Source organism: Eisenbergiella sp. OF01-20 (assembly GCF_003478085.1).
GTDB lineage: Bacteria > Bacillota > Clostridia > Lachnospirales > Lachnospiraceae > Eisenbergiella.
In genome coordinates, this window is the sequence record NZ_QUES01000013.1 from 13,595 (window position 1) to 32,650 (window position 19,056).

The following is a 19,056-nucleotide window of genomic DNA, read 5'->3' on the forward strand; positions in this document are numbered from 1 at the left end:
TGTCCCCTGCGCACAAAGGGCCGTCTAACGGTTGCCGGATTATTTGTATTTTACCGCTTTTTTCTCAAAAAGGCTTGGTTAATTCCCCGGTATGTATTATAATGAAATTATAAATGATACCGGTTTCAAGGGCACGGTTTCGGAAGATTCGAAAGACGGCCGGAAATGGGGGAGGCAGAACATGGAGAAAGAAACGATCAGTATCTATACAATAGCAAAGGAAGCAGGCGTATCCCCGGCCACGGTTTCCCGAGTCCTGACAGGCAATGCCAAGGTGAGCGAAGAAAAGAAAAGCCGGGTGGAAGCGCTGATCAGGAAGTATGATTTCAGACCCAATGCCCTGGCCAGGGGCCTGAGCAGCGTGGAAACGAAAATGATTGGCCTCATGGTCTCCGATATCCGGAACCCGTTTTATGCAACCATGGCGGTGGAATGTGAGAAGGCGGCCAATGAAAACGGCTATCTGCTGCTGCTGTGCAATTCCCTGGGAAGCAATGAGATGGAGGTTTCCTATCTGGAGAAGTTTTCCGGGCAGAGGGTGGATGCCATTATCCAAATCGGGGGAAAGGTGGATGAACTGATATCGGATACCAGCTATGTGGAGAATATCAATAAAGTAGCCAACACCACTCCGGTTTTAATCACCGGAAAGCTGGACGGGGCGGACTGCTACCAGGTGAATATCGATGAAGGCCAGTCCATGGAGCTGCTGATGCAGTTCCTTATCGAAAACGGCCATCAGGATATCGCCCTGATCGGCGGACGTGACAATGTGAAATCCACCCTGGACAAAAGGCTCCGATACCGCCAGATGCTGCGTAAATACGGAATCCCCGTCAGAGAAGAATACATTGTGGACGGCCACAGCTATGATATAGAGAGCGGCAGCGCGGCGATGCACCGGTTTATCAGGGAGGATCACCCCATGCCCAGCGCGATCATTGCCATCAATGACTTCACTGCGGTGGGAATAGTGCGGGCACTCAGAGAGCACGGCCTGCGTATCCCCGAGGACGTGTCCGTGGTGAGCTTTGACAATACGTATATTGCCGAAACCTGCATGCCCCGCCTTACCTGCGTGGGATATGATTACAAGCTTTTCGGCAAGCTCCTGATAGAGACGGCGATGCAGGCCATACATAACGGGGAGCCGCCCCGGGTGCAGATGGTAAAATCCAGGCTGGTCATCAGAGATTCCTGCAAACAACTGAAGTAAAGGAAATTGCTTATATGTTTTACCGGATAAACCTGCAGTGTCTTCCCGCGGTCAGGCTGGCGGATTCTGTGGTGATAGAGCCGCCGTATGTGCACAGGCGCAGGAAAGCGGACGAATATATCGTGTATCTGATTAAAAAAGGGGTCATGTATCTGGAGGAAAACGGAAGCGCCGTGACACTCCAGCCGGGGGATATGTATGTGCTGGATCCCCGGTATACCCATGTGGGGATGAAGGCCTCCTGGTGTGAATATTTTTATGTACATTTCCGGCATCCGGATATCATTCCTGTTGAGGAAGAAAAGGAAAAAGGGATCCGGAAGCTTTTGCTGGAAAACCGGCAATCCTCCATCCAGAGTGATATTTTCAGCTATGATAAATGTGAGGAGCCAAGCCTTTACCTTCCCAAAAGCTATCATATCCATGACTACAGCAGTCTGGTAAAGGTGACGGAGCTTCTGAACGAAGCGGTGGAACGCAATACAACCCAGCTGGAAAATTATAAAGTACTGCTGGCCTGCAAGGTGCTGGAAGCTTTTGTGGAAATCAGCAGGAGCTATGTGACGGCAGAAACGGTGGCGTATGTGGAAAAACAGCCCCGCTCCTACCGGAATGTGCAGGAGCTGCTGAATTATCTGAACCGGGAATATGCCGGGGAGATCACCGGGCAGTCTCTGGAAAAAGAGTTCGGCGGCAATTTTGATTATATGAACCGTACCTTTAAGAAAATGACAGGACAGACGATTTTCAAGTACCTGAACCGGGTCAGGATAAATCATGCAAAAGCCCTCATTTTGAATTCTCCCTGGAAGATGTCCAGAATCGGGGAAAGCGTCGGTTTCCCCGATGAATATTATTTCAGCCGGGTATTCAAGAAATATACGGGAAAATCCCCCACCGAATATGCCAGGGAGGGGTTGAACGGAAGAAAAATATAGCGGTTCAGGCTTGTCCGGACTGTGGCAGAAAAACGGGAAATGACCGGCAGAAAGGTCACTTCCCGTTTTTTTTCCCGTTGGCACAGCTCATGGCCAGCAGATGAAAATCCAGACAGCGGTTATCGCGGTAATACCGTTTCATAAGCTGGGAAAGCGGATGATTTTCCAGTCCCCCGCCGGGATCATGGTGTCGAAGATATCTTTGGAAAGATAAGGGATTATTCCGGGGCATGCGTAGGAAAAGATTCTCCGTATCCTGGAAAACAGCATCGATCAGAAAGCAGATCAGAAGCTGCTGCTCCCGTTTGCTGACAATGCGTTCGGATTGGTACATAACCTTTCCGGAGGACGAAAGAAAACGCATGGTATAGAATCCAAGTCCGCGCAGGGAGGGGCCTTCCTTCAGGGAAGGAAACCCTCCCGAGGAGGGAAAGCCTATGGATTCGTAGGCTTCCAGCCAAATTGATCGTCCCTTTTTCAGGTGACAGCGGAAAGAAATGTTCTGTGCAAAGTTTTCCGTTTCCGAACCATCGAATTCAATGCCCATTTCCGTCATAAAGCAAATGGGGTCATATTCCATCAATTCCCAATGAAGAGCGCCCTTCCGGGTCCGATCCGTAAGGGCTGCCAGAAGCCTGCGGATTTCCTCTGATTCAATTCCCATTCCCTGTCCTTTCGCCGGAAAAGTGTATCCGGAATATATTTTATGTAACCGGCGGAGGAGCTTTGCTTCCTGCCGCAGAGACGTACCTATATAAGCATTCCCGGAATGCGGCCATTTATTACTTTAAATCTTCGGAACTGTCCGGCATTTTATTGTTTTAGCCGTAAAAAAGGATCCGGAAGGATCACGGATGCCCTCCGGCCGGTCCTTGTCGGACAGACGGAGGGCATTGGGGTATCCGGAAAAAGGATCCCGGTATTTTATACCTTGCGAAGCGTCCATTTACGGGAGCGCCATCGGAAAAAGAAGGTGATTCCGCGGAAAAGTTCATCCATCATAAAAGCAATCCAGCATCCGGTAAGCCCAAGGCCCAGCCGGATCCCCAGAATATAAGCGAAAAGGATGCTCATCGTCCAGCAGGACAGAATGGATACCACCATGGAAAAAATCACATCTCCCGCGCCCCGGAGGGAATTATCCTCAATATGGTTAAACGCGCGGCCGATTTCCACAAAAATATCGATCACCAGGATAGGGCGTGCCAAAGTGAGGATTTCCGGATTATCTGTAAACAGCCTCAGCAAAGGGCTGCCAAACAAACAGATCAGTAGAGAGCCTGCCGCATTTAACAACACCGCGATCCGCAGGTTCTGCAGATTCAGCCGGTAGGCTTTCTCATACTCGCCGGCCCCCGTCATCCAGCCGATTATGAGGGAAGTAGCCATTCCCAGGGACATACCGATGACGTACACATAAAAAAATAGGGTGGACAAATATATTTTAGTGGAGATGGCTGTGGTTCCCAGAACCGCCAGGATGGAGGTGGATACCACCTGGGAGGTGGAATAGGAAAGGGAACTGATACCGCCGGGAATACCGATATGCAGGATATTACGGATACATTTCAGCGTTTTCAGGTTCTTTTTCCGGAAGTTAAGCTCCAGGGAGCTTTTCAGCAGGCAGATAACGATCAGGACAAACGCCGCGACATGGCTGATCACGTTAGTGACCGCGATTCCCCGGACTCCGTGCAGCGGCGTTTCAAAAGGCCGGAAAATAACAATAACATTCAGGACAGCATTCATAAAATTCATAAACAAAGAAATCCACACTGCTATTTTGGGCATTCCATAGCTTCTGAAAATTGCTGAAATTGCGGATATCAGAGCCTGGAAAAAGGAAAAAGAAATACAGATCCGGAAATAAGCAGCCGCATCCTCCAGCACTTGTCCGCTAAGCTGCATCATCTCCATCAGCCGGTGGGCGGACAGGGATAGAACGGTGCCCACCACCAGACTGAGGGCCAGGCTGCAGAAAATAGAAGTAAAAGCCGCGTCCGAAGCCGCATCCTTCTGCCAAGCTCCGCGTGATGACGAGCTTGCGCCCAGCCGGTGGCTGATAAAAATACTGGCTCCCGTGCTGATTACCGTATAAAAGGTAAAAATCATTCCCATCAGCTGGTTGGCGGCCCCCACAGAGGCCACCGCGTCATCCGAATAATGACTCAAAACCAGCGTATTAACCGTACCCATGGAATTGGTAAGCAGCATTTCCACCAGAAAAGGGAGAAAAACAGATACCAGAGTCAGCGTTCCCCGGGGCGTGTCAATATGGCTCAGGGATTTGTCATAAAGCTTCCATTTTTTCTGTGGCTTGGGATTACTCACCTGTTCTCCTCCAGTGTCAGCGGGGAGGCGGGAAGCCCTTCCGCTTTTGCAGTCACCGTGAGAACCCCCGGCCCTGTGCGGCGTATGTAGGCCAGCAGCCTTCCTTCCTTTGTCTTTCTGGAAGGGCTGCTGTAAGGCGTATTATCGGCCAGATCCCCGTTTTCCAGCCCCAGGAGGACACCGGGGCCTGTAACCTCTATAGTTACCGGTAAAGAGGCATCTGCCACATGCCGTCCTTCTGCATCCGCTGCAAGTATTTCTACCTGATGATAAGGCGGCACGTCCTTTTTATCCTCTCCGGCATTACCGCCGCAGGCTTTCCAGTCGGAAAGCAGCAGCATACAGGCTTCTCCGGTGGTTTCCAGAGAACAGGAAACACATCCCTTGCCCTGTCCGGAAGAAAGTTCCCCCGCCGAGGCGCTGAGGATTCCCGGTTCAAAGGTGGTGATCCAATCCATACAGCCCTCATCGGATAAGCCCTTTTTCCTGCCCAGTGACCTTCCGTTCAGGAAAAGCTCCGCCTCCGGCTGGTTGGTAAACAGCCGCACAAGGACGCGGTCCCCTTCCTTATAATTCCAGCTTTCCGTAACCGGAAGCCATTCCTCCCGGCTGCCTTCATACAGCACCGCGGCCAGATGAAGCACCGGCCGGTCCGCCCAATAGGACTGACGCTGGTAGTAACGTGCTTTCGGGAATCCGGCCAGCGTCAGAAGCCCTGCGGAAGAACCGTGGACAGGCCACCCGTGGGCCTCCCCCAGATAATCAATACCGGTCCATAAAAACTGTCCGCTGATATAATCGTGATCCGTTACCGCCTTCCAGGCCGCATAGCTGTGCCCGTTTTCGCTTCCCAGAAATGGAAGATCCGGAAAACGACGGTGATCCTCTTCATACAAATGCTCTTTATAATTATAACCCACCACGTCCAGCGCATCAAAATAATGCAGCCGGGAGGAAAGCTCCGGAAATGCCGCCGCAAGAGTAACCGGCCGTGTGGAGTCATAACGCTTTACAATGGCCGAAAGCTCCTGTGCTATGGGCGCCAGCCGTTCCATATTCGGCTTATCCGGATGATACATCCGCTCTGCGGACGGCTTATTGGCATCGTTATTTCCCGTCATCTCTCCAAACAGGGGATGACAGTACGGATCGTTGGGATAATCGATTTCATTACCGATGCTCCACATGATTACCGACGGATGATTCCGATCCCGCAGCACCATGGCGGCCAGATCCTTTTCATGCCATTCCGGGAAATCCTCAAAATATCCCTGATGCCGGGGCGGATACACATTATGTCCGGTGGACCACTTGTTTTTCGGGTTTTCCCATTCATCAAAGGCTTCGTCCATCATCAGGAAGCCCATTTCATCACAAAGCCCGTAAAGCTCCGGCATGTGGGGGTTATGACTGGTGCGGATGGCGTTGCATCCCATTTCCTTCAATGCCTCCAGACGCCGTTCCCAGACCTCACGCGTTACCGCGGCGCCCAAGCACCCTGCATCATGATGTACGCAAACCCCCTTTATTTTCCGGTTTTCCCCGTTCAGGAAAAAGCCCTTATCTGCGTCAAACCGGAAGGTACGGATTCCCACTTTTTCTGAAAATACCTCATACGCCGTTCCGCCGTTAACTGAAAGACATGTGGTCAGACTATAAAGCGCGGGATTTTCCGGGGACCACAGCCTGGGCCGGTTCACACATCCGTTCAGGGATATCGTTTTTCTTTCCCCCGGTGTGAACTGCGCGCCGGCCGTAACCTCCAGCACCTGTTTTCCCTTTTCGTCACACAGACGGCTCACAAGAGAAACCTCGGCCTTATCCGTCCCTTCATTCACCAGATCATGAGAGATCTCCACCTGGGCTGTTTTCCCGTCATCCCCGTAAAGCGTGGAAAAAAAGATACCGCAGGGGGCAGGATGTACAGCCTCCTCCACCAGAACCGTCACCTTCCTGGTCATTCCGGAACCGGTAAACCAACGGGAATCCGCGATATCCGTATGCGTCACTTTTACGCTTACCTCATTATCCATCTCCCCGAAACACACCTTTTCACTGATATCATAATCAAAAGGCACATACCCATTCGGACGCTTCCCCAGATAATAGCTGTTGCACCATACCTGGCTGTTCTTATAAACCCCGTCAAACAGCAGCCGGATCTTCTTACCCCGATATTCCTCCGGCAGGGAAAAACGCACCCGGTACCACCCGATCCCTCCGGCCAGATACCCCGTCCCGCTGGAATACGTTTCTGAAAAAGGCAGGCTTACCGACCAGTCATGCGGCAGGATTACCTCCTCCCATCCGCTGTCATCAAACCCTTTAAACCAGGCTTCCTCAATATCCCCTAAATGAAAACGCCAGTTATCCCTTAAATCAATCCCTACAGAATCCATATACTTCATAAATAAAATCCTCCTTTTTTAAAAAGCGGAAAATTCCCATACGCCCGGTTTGCCGGGCAGCCCCATGCATGAAAGCGGCCGGGCCGATCCGCCAACTCTTCCCCAGTATAATAAAATCCCAAAAGAAAACAATGGAAAAGAGAGTCCTGTATTTATCTCTTAGCGCCCCCCCGGCCCACGAGGCAGTTCCCCCCGCCATTACCGTCCTCTGCCCGCTGCACCTGCCCGGACTGCTGAATCCCCGCCTCCCCAGGGGCACGATGCTTTTCCGATCCTGCTATGCCGGGCATTCCGATGTGCCCAAGGCATCTGAAACGTCAGATGAGGCTGCCGCTTCAGATTGGTCACATCTCCATGGCATAGAAAGGATCGGAAAAGCATCGTGCCCCTGGGGAGGCGGGGATTCAGCAGTCCGGGCAGGTGCAGCGGGCAGAGGACGGTAATGGCGGGCGCTTTATCCCCCATACCTGCGCCGATACTCCGCCGGAGAGCATCCCGACGCTCTCCGGAAAACCTTGCAAAAATAATTTCCGCAGGAAAATCCGCATTCCCGCGCAATTGCCTCCACAGAAAGAGAAGTATTCAGAAGCAGGGAAAGAGCGTGGGAAAGCCGGAGATCCGTCAGGTAGCTCAAGGGTGCCTGCCCGGTTTCCCGGGTGAAAAGCCGGGTAAAATAGGCGGAAGAAAGCCCTTTCAGGCCGGCCAGCTCTTCAATGGAGAAATGCTCCGGAAAATGTTCCTTCATATATAGAATGCTGTCTTCCACACAGGAGGACAGCCCCGGCATGGCAGGAGACTCCAGGGTCCGCAGCAGGGAAGAGAGAAAACGATATACCAGCTCCCCTCCCTCATACCGCCGCAGCTGCCGGCCTTTTCCCATATCCTCATGCAGGTTGAGCCAAATCTGTACCGGAAAGCTGTCCGCGGGAAGAGACAGGACAGAACCGAAGCTGTCCCGGATTTTCCGGAAAAAAGGAAGTGCCGCTGTCCCCTGGAAATGAATATAAAAGTATTCCCAGCAATTTTCAGGCTCCCCTGCAGGCAGATAATATCTGCTGTTTTCCGGGATTAACGAAAAAAAAGCCATACCCGGCAGCAACGGACAGACTTCCCCCTCCGCTTCAAAGAGCCCTTTTCCCTGCAGGGTATATTGGAATAGATAGCCGTCATAATCACGATCAATATTCGTAAAATCATAGTGCTCCGCCTGCCTTTTTTCAATGCCGAAATCCAGCAGGAGAAGCGGTTCATCCGGCAGCTGTCCGGAATTCAGAAATCCATAGGTGCCATAACTTTGTATAGTCAAAAATTTACCCTCCCGTATCGTTTTTTTATTCTTGTAACCCTAATATGGGAATATTATAATCAAGTTAAATGGGAAATGCAAATATATCCCAGGAATATGTGCAAGTGTCAAAAAAATACTATTATGGAGGAACATGAATGGATAAAAACAAGTTTGCCCAAACCCCGCCCATGGGCTGGAACAGCTATGATTACTATGATACGATGGTAAATGAAGAGCAGGTGAAGGCCAATGCGGACTACATGGCTGCCCATCTGAAGCCGTTCGGCTGGGAATATGTGGTGGTGGATATCCAGTGGTATGCATACGGTGCGGGAAGCATGCGGGATAAGCACCAATACATCCCCTTCAGCAGACTGGAAATGGATGAATACGGGAGGCTGCTTCCCTGCCCGGAACGCTTTCCTTCGGCGGCGGACGGAGCCGGATTCCGGCCTCTTGCGGATTACATACACAGCCTTGGGCTGAAATTCGGAATCCATATTATGCGGGGAATTCCCCGGGCAGCGGCACAGGAACACCTGCCGGTGCGGGGGAGCAGCCAGACGGCGGATGAAATCGCCAATCCTTTTTCCATCTGCGGATGGAATCCGGATATGTACGGCCTCCGCAGGGAAACGGAGGGCAGCCAGGCCTATTATGACTCCCTCTTCGAACTCTACGCCGGCTGGGGTGTGGATTATGTGAAATGTGATGACATCTGTAATACCAATCTGTACAAGGACAATCCGTACTCCGCGGCCCATGAGATCGAAATGCTTCATAAGGCTATCGAAAAATGCGGACGGCCTGTCGTGCTGAGCCTGTCACCGGGACCGGCGCTCATCGAAAAGGCGTGGCATTATGAAAAGTATGCCAACATGTGGCGTATCACCGATGATTTCTGGGATAAATGGGAATTGCTCCTGAACATGTTTGAACGCTGTGAACTGTGGCAGAACCATGTAAAAGAGGGCTGTTTCCCGGATTGTGACATGCTTCCTCTGGGTTACCTTGGAAAAGGCTTCGGAGAGGAAAGGCAGACGAACTTTACCAGGGACGAGCAGGTAACCATGATGACGCTTTGGTGTATCTTCCGCTCCCCTCTGATGCTGGGAGCCGAGATGACAAAACTGGATGACTGGACGCTCTCCCTCCTTACCAACAAAAAGGTACTGGCCCTTTTGGGAGAAGGGCACCGCGGCGTGCAGGTGGAGCGGGATGACAGGCATGCGGTCTGGGCCGGCCTGGAGGAAAAGGAAGGTACGGTGTATGCCGCCCTGTTTAACTTCCGGGAGGAAGCGTGCGAGATTTCCCTGTCACTGGAGGACTTATTTGCGGCAGTATCCGTTCCGGCGGAAGCGGGAGTACGTGTAACTGCCGAGGAGCTTTGGACCGGTGAAAAAGGGGAATGTACGGACGGCAGGATTGCCGGCAAGGTAAATCCTCACGGGGCGAGGCTGTACCGGTTGAGTCAGATACCCCGCAGCAGGCAATAGGGGATCGGGTTTACGCTCCGCTTCGGCCTGGTTACTTTCATGCATGGTTCTGCCCGGCGGACCGGGCATGGGAATTTACTGAAATTACAGAAAAAGAGAATGGGAAAGGGAAAAAATTATGAGTTTTAAAATTGCAATTATAGGAGCAGGAAGTCTGGTTTTTGCCAGGACTTTATTTACGGATATCATGTCCGTGCCGGAATTTCATGACATGGAGGTGGCTTTTACGGATATCAATCCGGACAATCTGGAGAAGGTGACCCATCTGTGCCAGCGTGACCTGGACAGCAACGGCATCCCCATTACCATCCAGGCCACAACGGACAGAAGGGAGGCCTTCCGGAATGCCAGATATATTATAAACTGCGTACGGATCGGCGGTCTTCCCGCCTTTGAAATGGATGTGGATATTCCGTTAAAATACGGCGTGGATCAGTGCGTGGGGGATACCCTGTGTACAGGCGGTATTATGTATGGGCAGCGTGTGATCGCGGAAATGCTGAATTTCTGCAAGGATATCCGCGAGGTGGCGGAGCCGGGAGCGATTATGCTGAATTATTCCAATCCCAACGCCATGGCGACCTGGGCCTGCAATAAGTATGGCAAGGTAAAAACCATCGGCCTGTGCCACGGGGAAATCCATGGCGAGATGCAGATTGCCGAGGTGCTGGGAATCCCCCGGGATGAACTGGACATAACCTGTGCGGGAATCAACCACCAGACCTGGTATGTGAGTGTGAAGCATAACGGTGTGGAACTAAAGGATAAGCTTCTCGCCGGCTTTGAAGCCCATGAGAAATTCAGGGAAGAAGAAAAAGTCAGAATCGATATCCTGAAGCGTTTCGGCTATTATTCCACCGAATCCAACGGCCATCTGTCCGAATATGTGGCATGGTACCGGAAACGCCCGGATGAAATAAAGGACTGGATTAACACCGATTCCTGGATTAACGGGGAAACAGGCGGATATCTGCGTGTGACCAGAGAGGAACGCAACTGGTTTGAAACCGAATATCCCAAAATCGAAGCGGAGCCTCCCAAGAAATACGACGGCAGCCAGCGCGGAAAGGAGCATTGCTCCTATATCATGGAATCCCTGGAAACCGGCAGGAAATACAGAGGCCATTTCAACGTGATGAACGAAGGCTGTATTACCAATCTTCCCAGTGAATCCGTGGTGGAGGTGCCCTGTTATGTGGATGGAAACGGGATTTCCGTTCCCAAGCTGGGAGAGCTTCCTCTTGGCTGTGCCGCTGTCTGCTCCCAGTCCATCTGGGTACAGCGTCTGGCTGTGGAAGCAGCCGTTGCCGGTGATGTCAGCCTGCTTAAGCAGGCGGCCCTGATGGATCCGCTTACCGGCGCTGTGTGCAACCCTCCGGAAATCTGGCAGATGATAGACGAGATGCTCATCGCACAGGAGGAATGGCTTCCCCAGTACAGCGAAGCTATTGCCAAGGCAAAGAAACGCTTTGCCGAAGGAGCGCTCCTTCCTACCAGGGACGGCTACCAGGGCGCTGTGAGAATCCGGGAAAAAACGGTGGAAGAAATCGCAGCGGAGCGGGAAAACAGAACGATTACCGCATAAGAATCAAATATTGCTATTGCTGTAAATGGATGACAGGAGAAGGGGCAACCCGGCTCCTGTCACTATACTTGTAACAGTAACTTTACTTCTCTTTTTATTTTTATGAAACTCTTGTTTACCTGCAGGATTTCTGTTATAGTGATATCGTAAATGATATTTCTTCGTTTCATAAGAATTCTTTGAGGAATCCCTCATAAAAATCAAACAGGAATGATTTGCAGAACTAAATAATGATTGATTTTCTACGCAAGAGAGTATTATAATGATCAGGAGAGAAGGATGGGGAAAAAAGATCCGGGACACCAAAAAGCTGCTGTACCGCGGGGAACCGGCTGCGGTGCTGGCTGTGGAAAACCAGGAATATACGGATTACCGTATGGCAGTCAGGTGTATGCGCTATGATGCGGATGAATATGAGCGGCAGATAAAAGAAATCATGTCCAGACATAAAGCACAGGAGGGTATCTCTTATTTCGGGGAAGAGGACAGGATCCTGCCTGTGCTGACGATTGTGCTTTATTATGGAAAAGAGGAATGGAAGCGTCCGCGCACGATCCATGATATGCTGGACTTTAGCAGGGGTCGGGTGTTCCGCGTTAAAATACCGGATTATCCTCTGCAGGTGCTGTCTGTCAGGAATGATATTAATATAGAGCTATTCCGCACGGAACTGAGAGAAGTTATGGGAATTTTACAGCGTGTGGATGATAAAGCAGCCATGAGGCGGTTTTTTGCAGAAAACAGGGAGGCTTTTTCCAAGATGACGGAAAGAGGCTTCGAGGTGATTGTCTGCAGCACCAATTCCCGGAAGCTGCGGAGATATATTATGAAAAATACGGAAGGAGGGCATGTGAATATGTGTAAAGCCTTTGATGAATGGATGGAGGACTGCAGAATGGAAGGAAAAGCGCTTGGAATCCGGATTGGAGAAGAGCGGGGACAAAAACGTGGAGAAAAACGTGGAGTAAAAAAGGGAGAAGCCCGTCTTTCACAGCTTATTTTAAAGCTTGGAGCGGAGGGAAGGGCGGCGGATATCCTGCGTGTGGCGGAGGATGCCTCCCTCAGAAACCGTCTTTACAGAAAATATGGCCTGTAAGACGGTTTCTGAGGGAAGAATAGAGGAAGAGAAGCAACAGCCAGACAGGTATAAACTGTTATGTAAAGAAAGGAAAAGCAGGATGGGAGAATACACCGGATATTTATTTGTGCATTTTATCGGAGAAGAAAAGCTGGGAGAACAGATTTATTTTGCATTGAGCCGGGACGGGCTGCACTGGACCGATTTGAATCATGGGAAGCCGGTTCTGTGTTCGGAGATCGGAGAACAAGGCGTAAGGGATCCCTTTATCCTGCGAAACCCGCTGAATGGGAAATATGTGATAATTGCCACTGATTTGCGGATTGAAGCAGGAAAAGGCTGGACCGTGGCCCAGGAGGCCGGGAGCAGAAATCTCATGATATGGGAATCGGAGGATCTGCAAAGATGGGAAGGCCCTTTCGGCTGCGAGGTGGGAATTCCGGAAGCCGGCTGTGTATGGGCCCCCGAAGCCATCTTTGATGAAAACAGGCAGGATTTTCTTGTGTTCTGGGCATCCAAGGTTAAGGAAGAAGGCGATCCGGAATCCAAACAGCGTATATATGCCTCACACACAAAGGATTTCCATACCTTTACCAAGGCTGAAAAATACCAGGAAGGGGTGAACCATATCATTGACACCACGATTCTGAAGGCGGGAGAGTACTATTACCGTTTTTCCAAAGATGAAACGGAGAAAAATATCAGATTGGAAAAAAGCAAAAGCCTTGGCAAAGGAAGCTTTACCGAGGTGAAGGCTCCTGTACTGAATGCGCTGACAGGGGTGGAAGGCCCTGCTTCCTTCAAGTTTAATGACCGGGAGGAATGGTGTCTTATGGTGGATCGTTTTGCGGAGGGAAAAGGGTACTTGCCTCTGCTGAGCAGTGATTTTGGAAGCGGCTGTTTCTGTATACCCGGGGAAAGCGAATATGATCTGGGCATGACGAAAAAAAGACATGGCAGCATACTGAATCTGACCGAAGAAGAATTTCGTGCGCTTGAGGAAATGTGGGGAAAGAAGCAGAGGGGAGCAGAATAAATACAGGAAGCTGACGGGATAATTCTGTTTCGGCGGCGCACAAAACAGGTAACAGTTTCCCACTGTTTTGTGTGCCGCCGCTCTTTAAGACGTTTCAGGCATCCAGCATTTTGAGAACATCCTTTTTAGAGCGCAGACCGATGCTGGACGCTTTTTTTCTGCCGTCCTGTACCAGGACGAGTGTGGGGATGCTCGCTACTCCGAACTGATTGGCGAGATCGATATTTTCGTCGATATTTATTTTCCCCACCTTGATATCGTTTCTTTCCTCAGCCACGGAATCGACCGTAGGAGAAAACATACGGCAGGGGCCGCACCAAGGAGCCCAGAAATCAAGGAGAACGGGTTTTTCCGATTCCAATACCTCTTTATTAAAATTTTCCGATGTAATTGTTGTAACTGACATATGAATCACTCCTTCTTTGCATATTTTGTTTTTCTGTTCTTATTGTAACTGTTATATGCAAAGGCTTCCGTGACAATGTCACAAAACCTATTCTCTTTCTGTAATCACTACATGAACCGTGTCTCCGGGCTGCCTGCCTATACGGCTGCGGATATCCTTGCGAAGGCCGATGATGTGGCCGGGTGTCTGCATCCGTACCAGGCTTCCGTCATAGGGCACGCCGTCGAAAAGAGCGTGTACCTTGACACGGCCTTTTCCGAATTCTTCCCGGACATCATAGGGGAATTCCACATAGGCACCGTCGATATCGGGGACCTTTTTTATGACTGCATCAAATTCGTATTTCCTGGGATTCATGATTCTCTCCTTTTTAGCGACACCTTTCTTCAATTTCCGGCTTTTCCATAAACAGGAAAGGCTGTATACTGAATAGTATACTACAATTTTACAAAAGTATCATAAAACAAAGGAGTGCACAGGGCAATGAAAATGTTATGGAAGCTTACCAAGGAAGCGTCCCGGTATAAGGGGCTGTATGTATGGGCTATTGTAGCAACGCTCTGCCTGACGGCAGTAAATCTGGCAGCCCCCAAGGTGCTGTCAACCATGACTGGTATTGTGGAAAAAGGGATGGGCGAAACCTCTTTGGCAATTATTGTCAGACTTACGCTGCTTTTGCTGGCGCTGTATCTGTTCCGTGTGGTATTCCGGTTCCTGAGTAATTATCTGGCCCATAAGGCGGCCTGGTATCTGGTGGGTGATCTCAGAAGCCGGATGTATGACAAGCTGCAGAGTCTGGATCTGGGTTTCTTCCATGATAAACAGACCGGGGATTTAATGAGCCGGGTGGTGAACGATACCAGGGATTTTGAGTTGCTTTATGCCCACATGATTCCTGAAATGGTAACGAATCTGGTAACCTTTGCAGGGGTGCTCCTTATTTTGCTGGTCATTAACTGGCGGCTGGCATTGATTACCTGCTGTCCCATTCCGCTGATCCTGTTTTCCGGCGTAATATTCGCAAAAAAGGTGAGGCCGTTCTTTAAGGCATCCCAGCGATGTATGGGCGAACTGAATGCCAAACTGCAGGATAATCTGTCGGGGCTTCATGAAATCCAGTCCTTCGGACAGGAAGAATTCGAAAGCGGACTGGTAAAAAAGAAAAACTATGAGCAGGTAAGGGCTATGCTCCGTGCGCTGCGGGCCAGTGCCGTATTTCATCCCTGTGTGGAATTCCTGTCTTCCGTGGGAACGGTTCTGGTGGTGTTTTTCGGCGGACTGCTTGCGTATAAAGGGCAGCTGTCCGTTGAGGATATTGTGGCCTTTGTCCTGTATCTGTCCCTGTTCTACGCCCCGGTTTCCGGGCTGGCTAACCTGCTGGAAAACCTGCAGCAGTCTTTGGCGGGGGCAGAGCGTGTTACCCTGATTCTGGATACGCCCTCGGCAATCCGGGAGGAAGAGGATGCTGTGGAACTGGAGAATGTAAAAGGGAGCATTTCGTTCGATCAGGTCAGCTTCCACTATGGCAATAAAATACCGGTACTGAAAAAGATATCGTTTTCCTGTGAACCGGGAATGATGGTGGCTCTTGTGGGGCCTACCGGGGTGGGGAAAACGACGATGACCCAGCTGCTGTCCCGGTTTTATGATCCGGTGGAAGGGGAAATCCGGATTGACGGAACGGATATCCGGAAGGCGACCTTGCAAAGCCTTCGGCGGAATATATCGCCGGTGCTTCAGGACACCTTTCTGTTTAACGGGACAATTGCTGAGAACATCGGTTACGCAAAGCCGGATGCGTCCCGGGACGAAATAGAAGCGGCGGCGAAGGCGGCCAATATCCACGAGGATATTATGCATATGCCGGAACAGTATGAAACAAAGGTGGGCGAGAGGGGACTCCGGCTGTCCGGCGGGCAGAAGCAGCGAGTGGCTATCGCAAGAGCTATTTTGAGGCAGTCCCCCATTATCATTCTGGATGAAGCCACCGCGTCGGTAGATGTGGAAACGGAAAGGCAGATTCAGAAGGCTATCAACAGACTTACGGGCAAGCGGACTATTATTGCTATTGCCCACCGTCTTTCCACTATCCGGAATGCGGATTTGATACTGGTCATCCATGAAGGGGAAATCGTGGAGCAGGGGACTCATGATGAACTGATGAGGGGGAAAGGGTTTTATTACAGGCTTCAGAAGGCGCAGGTGTCGGAATAAGGGCGGCGCCCCCGGGAGAGAAAAATGTCCCTGCCGGCTCTGCCGGAAGCCCCCGGGAACGGACTTCTTCTTTCCGGCTCCCATTAGACCGGGCATTGCGATGAGCCAAGGGCAAAAATTATGTCAGGAAAGCCTTCCATAATTTTTTGTCTCATCTTCATGGTCTAAGAGGGAGCCGGAAAGAAGGAGTCCGTTCCCGGGGGCTTCCGGCAGGGCGGCAGGGACATTTTTCTCTCCCGGGGGCTGAGGTAGTGTTGGATGGGAAGGAATGGAAGGAGAGGGGATTTTGAAGAGAGTTTTGTTCTGGGATTTTGATGGTACCATTATTTATCCGAATGAGTCTTTTCTGGATGCTTTGGATAGGACGGTGAGAAGATTTGGCTTCGAAATAGAGAGAGGGGATATGAGGCGGTTTTTGCATAGGGCATGTAGTTGGTATTCGCCCGAGGTTTCTTATGAGAACGAAATTGGTGGTTGTTGGTGGCGGAGGTTATTTGGGAGGTTCGAGATTTTTTTTGAGGGATATGGTATACCTCGGGTATTTTATCCGGAGATGGAGGAGTTTTTCAGGGGGCTGATTCTGGATTTTCGGAATTACAGGTTGTATGAGGATGCGGAGGGAGTTTTGAGGGAGTGCCTGGAAAGGGGGTATCTAAATTATATTGTGTCCAATAATTTCCCGGAACTTCCCCGGGTTGTGGAGCGTTTGGGGCTGGGGAATTATTTTGCAGGGTATGTTGTTTCGTCAGCTGTGGGATATGAAAAGCCACGTGCGGAGATATTCCAACGGGCTTTGCGGGCCGCGGGTGATCCTGAGATTTGTTATATGATCGGAGATAATCCCATTGCGGATATCCGGGGAGGACATGAGGTGGGTATGAAAACGGTTTTAGTACATACGGCAGGCAGTTGTGAAGCTGACTGGAGCTGCGCAAGGCTCGCAGAAATACCTGCCATATTGGTATGACAGGTTTGAGGAATCAGCTGACGGAACACTGGGCGTATTTTTTGGGAGATATGCCCACGGCCTTGGTGAAGGCTTTGAGGAAGTTGCTGTAATCGTTGAAGCCGCATAATTCGCAGGTTTCGGTTACGGAGTAGCCGGTGGTCAGCAGGGACTTGGCTACGGTAATCCGTTTGGCGGTGATATATTTGTTGATGGTAGTGCCCGTGGCGGCTTTGAAGATACGGCACAGGTAGGAGCTGCTGAGGTAAAAATGGGCGGAAAGGTCGTCAATGCTCAGCTGGGAGTCGATATTCTGGTTGATGAAGGTGAGGATATCATCCACCTGGGTGTGGTATGCGGCCGTATCTGTCAGCAGGTTATCCGCTGTGCTTTTGTTGTAAAAGATACGGTTCAGGAAAACCATGAGTTCGGTGAAAACCGCCCTTTCTTCCAGATCTGCGCCGAAGCCCGTAAATCCCGTCAGTTTGTGGACAAAATAGCGGAAGCGGTTCTGATCCTCTTCGGTCAGGTGGAGCTTATGGGAGATTTCACTTCCTCTGTAGTGAAAGCAGGTATTGAGATCCGTGGCGGAGGAGGACAGGCTTTTTAAAAAATCGGGATAGATGGACAGGACGATCCGTTCATGTACGGCCTGGTCAATCTGGGAGAGATAATGGCTTTCGTATTGGTTGATAAAAAAAATATCCCCGGGCTGGATATCATAAAAACGGTTGTCGATGAGAAACTGTTTGCCGCCGGAAATGGAATAGTAAATTTCATAGCAGTCGTGGATATGCATATCCATGGGCTTCTCGTCATTATATAGATGAGCTACCGCAAAGCTTTTGTTTTCTATGCATGACTGGATTGCTGATTTGCAGGAGCTGTATTCTTTCATAATTTATATGCGTTGTCCTTTCTATGGATTAGTAATAGATTGTAACGGTTCCGATCTGTGTGAACTGTTACAAAAGATTCCCCTGTTATGCGGGCTTTTTGCAGGGAATTTGGCAGTTGTGCGGTTGGGGGAGACTGCAAAACCTCCCTTTTTGTACAGTATACGACATAAGTTCAGAATAAGCAAGATTTTAGAGAAAATAACACAAGAACCGGAATATAAAGAATGTTATGATTGTTACAACAGTGTAGAACACCCGGAAGGGTTATGTGTTTCCGGGTTATGTGTGGTAACAAGGATTACCAAAGTCAGGAGGTATGGAAGAAATGGAATTGAGGACGGCGTCATCACCGAAGGATGTGAAGTATTATACGACGGAAAGGCTGCGTGAGGAGTTCCTGATCCAGGGGCTTTTTGCAGCCGATGAGATCAAGCTGGTATACAGCCATATTGATCGCATTATTACAGGGACGGCAACTCCGGTTGGGAAAAAGCTGGTGCTTACGGCAGGAGACGAGCTTCGCGCGGAATATTTCCTGCTGAGAAGAGAGCTGGGGGTTATCAATATCGGCGGTGCGGGAAGCATAACCATTGACGGCAAGGTGTATGAGGTAGCGCCCAGGGAAGGCATGTATATCGGCATGGGGGCCAGGGATATCAGTTTTGAAAGTGCGGATGGGAGCAATCCCGCGAAGTTCTATCTGAACAGTGCGCCGGCACATACCGCGTATCCCACGGTACTGATTAAGAGGGAAGGAACGCCGGAGGATGGTGTGGTTATTATTAAGGAGGAAAACAAGGTGGAATTGGGAAGCCTGGAGGAATCCAACCACAGGGTGATCTGCAAATATATCCTTCCCGGTCAGGTGGAAAGCTGTCAGCTGGTTATGGGAATGACATCCCTGAAGCCGGGAAGCGTATGGAATACCATGCCCTGTCATACGCATGACAGAAGGATGGAGGTTTATCTGTATTTTGATCTTCCCGAGGATGCGTTCGTTATGCATTACATGGGAGAGCCGACGGAAACAAGACATATCGTTGTAAGAAATGAGGAAGCGGTGATATCTCCCAGCTGGTCCATCCATTCAGGCAGCGGTTCCAGAGCCTACACCTTTATATGGGGGATGGTCGGGGAAAACCAGGCTTTTGATGATATGGACGGCGTTAAAATGACGGAACTGATGTAACCATGCCAAAACAAGGAGGAATTGGA

17 protein-coding genes are annotated in these 19,056 nt (G+C 50.4%); 9 read left to right on the plus strand and 8 right to left on the minus strand.

Translation table 11 applies throughout. The features are described 5' to 3' along the window. Positions 1–181 precede the first annotated feature (181 nt). Entirely contained in the window at positions 182–1,216 is a 1,035-nt protein-coding gene (locus DXA36_RS15860) for a LacI family DNA-binding transcriptional regulator (RefSeq protein WP_118680592.1), read from the plus strand. A 14-nt stretch (positions 1,217–1,230) separates the two neighbouring features. Then, a complete protein-coding gene (locus DXA36_RS15865; protein WP_118680504.1) occupies positions 1,231–2,154 on the plus strand; it encodes a helix-turn-helix domain-containing protein in 924 nt (307 codons plus the stop codon). Positions 2,155–2,209: 55 nt separating this feature from the next. Here the strand turns inward: DXA36_RS15865 and DXA36_RS15870 are convergent, their stop codons facing one another. The 5 genes from DXA36_RS15870 to DXA36_RS15895 all read right to left on the minus strand — a co-directional run bounded on the left by DXA36_RS15870 (position 2,210) and on the right by DXA36_RS15895 (position 8,199). Continuing rightward, complete coding sequence (locus DXA36_RS15870) at positions 2,210–2,818, minus strand: hypothetical protein (RefSeq protein WP_118680505.1); 609 nt, start codon at positions 2,816–2,818, stop codon at positions 2,210–2,212. A gap of 260 nt (positions 2,819–3,078) precedes the next feature. After that, on the minus strand, positions 3,079–4,485 hold the full coding sequence (locus DXA36_RS15875) for an MATE family efflux transporter (protein WP_118680506.1): 1,407 nt from the start codon (positions 4,483–4,485) through the stop codon (positions 3,079–3,081). Continuing rightward, entirely contained in the window at positions 4,482–6,893 is a 2,412-nt protein-coding gene (locus DXA36_RS15880) for a glycoside hydrolase family 2 TIM barrel-domain containing protein (protein WP_118680507.1), read from the minus strand. Before DXA36_RS15880 ends, DXA36_RS15875 begins: the two co-directional genes overlap by 4 nt. 198 nt (positions 6,894–7,091) lie before the next feature. Next, on the minus strand, positions 7,092–7,358 hold the full coding sequence (locus DXA36_RS15890; RefSeq protein ID WP_118680509.1) for a hypothetical protein: 267 nt from the start codon (positions 7,356–7,358) through the stop codon (positions 7,092–7,094). Further along, positions 7,348–8,199, minus strand: coding sequence for a helix-turn-helix domain-containing protein (locus tag DXA36_RS15895; protein WP_118680510.1), 852 nt, complete (start codon positions 8,197–8,199; stop codon positions 7,348–7,350). The genes DXA36_RS15890 and DXA36_RS15895 overlap by 11 nt, the downstream gene beginning before the upstream one ends. Positions 8,200–8,336: 137 nt before the next feature. On the opposite strand from DXA36_RS15895, the gene DXA36_RS15900 reads away from it, so the two are divergent. From DXA36_RS15900 to DXA36_RS15915, 4 genes are all read left to right on the plus strand, one after another. Then, positions 8,337–9,677, plus strand: coding sequence for a glycoside hydrolase family 27 protein (locus DXA36_RS15900; protein WP_118680511.1), 1,341 nt, complete (start codon positions 8,337–8,339; stop codon positions 9,675–9,677). Between the two features lie 118 nt (positions 9,678–9,795). Next, a complete protein-coding gene (locus tag DXA36_RS15905; protein ID WP_118680512.1) occupies positions 9,796–11,262 on the plus strand; it encodes an alpha-glucosidase/alpha-galactosidase in 1,467 nt (488 codons plus the stop codon). Positions 11,263–11,524: 262 nt separating this feature from the next. Next, a complete protein-coding gene (locus DXA36_RS15910; RefSeq protein ID WP_118680513.1) occupies positions 11,525–12,358 on the plus strand; it encodes an Rpn family recombination-promoting nuclease/putative transposase in 834 nt (277 codons plus the stop codon). An 82-nt stretch (positions 12,359–12,440) separates the two neighbouring features. Continuing rightward, the gene (locus DXA36_RS15915) at positions 12,441–13,376 is read left to right on the plus strand and encodes a glycoside hydrolase family 43 protein (protein ID WP_118680593.1); all 936 of its coding nucleotides are present in this window, start codon (positions 12,441–12,443) and stop codon (positions 13,374–13,376) included. A gap of 94 nt (positions 13,377–13,470) precedes the next feature. Here the strand turns inward: DXA36_RS15915 and trxA are convergent, their stop codons facing one another. Further along, complete coding sequence (gene trxA / locus DXA36_RS15920; protein WP_118680514.1) at positions 13,471–13,782, minus strand: thioredoxin; 312 nt, start codon at positions 13,780–13,782, stop codon at positions 13,471–13,473. 87 nt (positions 13,783–13,869) lie between these two features. Next, complete coding sequence (locus DXA36_RS15925; protein ID WP_118680515.1) at positions 13,870–14,139, minus strand: DUF1905 domain-containing protein; 270 nt, start codon at positions 14,137–14,139, stop codon at positions 13,870–13,872. 126 nt (positions 14,140–14,265) lie between these two features. Here DXA36_RS15925 and DXA36_RS15930 point away from each other — a divergent pair, with 126 nt between their 5' ends. Together DXA36_RS15930 and DXA36_RS15935 are read left to right on the plus strand one after the other, a co-directional pair. Beyond that, positions 14,266–15,996, plus strand: coding sequence for an ABC transporter ATP-binding protein (locus DXA36_RS15930; protein WP_118680516.1), 1,731 nt, complete (start codon positions 14,266–14,268; stop codon positions 15,994–15,996). A 286-nt stretch (positions 15,997–16,282) separates the two neighbouring features. Beyond that, the gene (locus tag DXA36_RS15935) at positions 16,283–16,963 is read left to right on the plus strand and encodes an HAD family hydrolase (protein ID WP_182479101.1); all 681 of its coding nucleotides are present in this window, start codon (positions 16,283–16,285) and stop codon (positions 16,961–16,963) included. 13 nt (positions 16,964–16,976) lie between these two features. On the opposite strand, the gene DXA36_RS15940 is transcribed toward DXA36_RS15935, so the two are convergent. Beyond that, entirely contained in the window at positions 16,977–17,840 is an 864-nt protein-coding gene (locus DXA36_RS15940) for a helix-turn-helix domain-containing protein (RefSeq protein ID WP_118680518.1), read from the minus strand. Positions 17,841–18,166: 326 nt separating this feature from the next. On the opposite strand from DXA36_RS15940, the gene kduI reads away from it, so the two are divergent. After that, positions 18,167–19,030 (plus strand): 5-dehydro-4-deoxy-D-glucuronate isomerase, encoded by an 864-nt coding sequence (kduI, locus tag DXA36_RS15945; RefSeq protein WP_118680594.1) that lies wholly within the window; start codon positions 18,167–18,169, stop codon positions 19,028–19,030. Positions 19,031–19,056 lie beyond the last annotated feature (26 nt).